Origin of the sequence: Caballeronia sp. (genome assembly GCF_049581465.1) — a bacterium.
Classification (GTDB): Bacteria; Pseudomonadota; Gammaproteobacteria; order Burkholderiales; family Burkholderiaceae; genus Caballeronia.
Genome location: NZ_JBAUSA010000496.1, coordinates 1 through 1,609 on the forward strand (window position 1 = coordinate 1; position 1,609 = coordinate 1,609).

The 1,609-nt window shown below is 58.9% G+C and carries 3 protein-coding genes and 1 pseudogene; 2 read left to right on the forward strand and 2 right to left on the reverse strand.

What is annotated here, in order from left to right:
• A pseudogene (locus WCA53_RS12155) lies at positions 1 to 441 on the reverse strand (ISKra4 family transposase); the annotation flags it as partial.
• Between the two features lie 68 nt (positions 442 to 509).
• Positions 510 to 674, reverse strand: coding sequence for a hypothetical protein (locus WCA53_RS12160; protein WP_423909922.1), 165 nt, complete (start codon positions 672 to 674; stop codon positions 510 to 512).
• Between the two features lie 306 nt (positions 675 to 980).
• Here WCA53_RS12160 and WCA53_RS12165 point away from each other — a divergent pair, with 306 nt between their 5' ends.
• Together WCA53_RS12165 and WCA53_RS12170 are read left to right on the forward strand one after the other, a co-directional pair.
• Positions 981 to 1,160, forward strand: a complete 180-nt coding sequence (locus WCA53_RS12165) for a hypothetical protein (RefSeq protein WP_423909916.1) — start codon at positions 981 to 983, stop codon at positions 1,158 to 1,160.
• Positions 1,161 to 1,229: 69 nt separating this feature from the next.
• Positions 1,230 to 1,609 (forward strand): hypothetical protein (locus WCA53_RS12170; protein ID WP_423909919.1); only part of this gene is annotated, 380 nt, incomplete at its 3' end.

Genomic DNA, 1,609 nt, shown 5'->3' on the forward strand with positions numbered 1-1,609 from the left:
GTGTTTGGCTTGCCGATAGGGCATCGTGGCGCCGAGCTCCGCGTGCAGCCATCTCAGTTCACCGGTGCTTGCCTCCGTCAGATAGTCCTTGAGTGGAGAAACATACGTTGAGCCGTCAGCACCACAATTGCAGGCCTTCCATCGTTCGCGGCAATAGAAAACCTTTCCCAGCGGGGTCTTCAGCTCCGAGCAATGACTATCGTGCAGGCGCCGCTGTAGGCCGCAGCCCACACAGAATCTACGCGACGCGCAAAAACGTTCGATCTGCCCGACAACGAACTCCTGCTGCACACAATTGAGCAATGACTTGCCTTCGGCGAGTGACAGTCCGACGTCTCCGGGTGTCTGATCTTCTACGGGCCTGTGAAACCGCATGACCTCAACCCTCTTCCCCACACTCCCATCGCCATTATCGAACTCAAGAACGATCGTGCATCGCATGGCGGCTCCTAGGCTAGGCTCGTAGTTAGGGCGACGATACCCTTTCGTGCGCCCGTCTCCCAGCCTTTTTAACGGCTTCCAACAACAACGGCAAGCCGGTATAGCTCGCCGCGACGCGCCTCGATCAGTGCACGCTGCTTCGCGGAGAAGGTGAAGAACGTGGCAAGGTCGAACTCGGTGAGCTCACGAGGGATCTGCCGGATGCCAAGATAAGTGACTTGCCAGTGTTCCATCGCGCTCGCCTCGAAGCGAATGACGGACCGACGAGCATAGCGACAACAAATTGGCGGGGCAACGATTGTTGGCCGCGCTCCCGTCGGCGTGGACACCAACGTTCGTCCAGCCGTGACGGAATCGACTACCCAGGTAACTGCTCAATAACCCGGGGCAATCCCGCCAGGCGTTGTATCAGCTTTGGCCGGATCATCGGGCTAGGATGCAGGCGACGACCTTCTCGCAGGCCGCAACGAATTTCGCTTGTAAACCGTGGACGGCGATGTTAACTTTCGTCGCGTCGCCACTCTCTACGTTGCCAGGTCATGAGCATCCCTCAAAAATTTATCCCGCCGGATATCGCGCGAGACGAATTGACGCCGCGGGAGCTTGAATTGCTGGCGGTGCTCGAGCAACTGACCGATATGGTCAATCGCCAGCAAGAGCGGCTTCATGCACTGGAACAGGAAATCGCCCGGCTGCGCAAAGCCGGCAAGCGCGCATAGCCTCACGCAGTCGTGAGGAAGAAACTCGCTGCGCCGTATATCCCCAAAGCCGAGCACACGCCCGCGGTCATGAAGTTGCTCGCCTGGGGTGAAGGCCTCATCGAAATCATCCTTCGCCTGCAGGAGCAGGAGTTGCATCTGAAGGATGAAGTCGCCGTGCTCAAGGGTGAGAAGAAGCGCCCGAAGTTCAAACCGAGCCGCATGCATGAGGAGGCTGGCAAAGCCTGCGCACCCGATCGGCAGCAGCAAACGAAGCCGGCCAAACGACGTGGTAAGCCCAGCAGGAGCAAGACCGCCCAACTGAAGATCGATTGCGAAGAGATCATCGAGCCGGCCGAGCGGATCCCGCGAGGCTCCCGATTCAAAGGGTATCGAGACTTCGTGGTGCAGGACCTAGTGATCGGCTCTCGCAACACGCGCTATCGGCTCGCACGCTGGCAAACACCAGA